Consider the following 234-nt stretch of genomic DNA (forward strand, 5'->3'; position numbering starts at 1 on the left):
TAGAATGGAAACAGGCTTCTCCCCACCGCAGCCGCTTTCTTGTTAGTGGATGGACAGGCTTCTGGTGGAGGAGATGAAAAAGGAGAAAACGGCTACAGGTTCGGTGGGACACTGCGAGGGGGCTGGACTGTCCGGCTGCATTCCAAAAGCAAAACCGCGTCCAAAAGCAGACGACTCGAGGAAGCGTCACAGAGTTGGACGCTAAAAGCGTGTTTTGCTTTTTCCATTCCGCCT

At 53.4% G+C, this 234-nt stretch carries 1 protein-coding gene; it reads left to right on the top strand.

Annotation, left to right across the window (positions count from 1 at the left end; genetic code table 11):
* Positions 1–73: 73 nt before the first annotated feature.
* Positions 74–205 carry a hypothetical protein gene (locus Q3F21_RS27330; RefSeq protein ID WP_340259760.1) on the top strand — a complete coding sequence of 44 codons (132 nt, stop codon included), beginning with the start codon at positions 74–76 and terminating at the stop codon, positions 203–205.
* Positions 206–234 lie beyond the last annotated feature (29 nt).

The organism is Brevibacillus borstelensis (assembly GCF_037834415.1).
GTDB lineage: Bacteria > Bacillota > Bacilli > Brevibacillales > Brevibacillaceae > Brevibacillus > Brevibacillus borstelensis_A.

Excerpts from the sequence above, each read along its gene's own strand:
- Q3F21_RS27330 (WP_340259760.1), top strand. The coding sequence starts at position 74 with ATGAAAAAGGAGAAAACGGCTACAGGTTCGGTGGGACACTGCGAGGGG.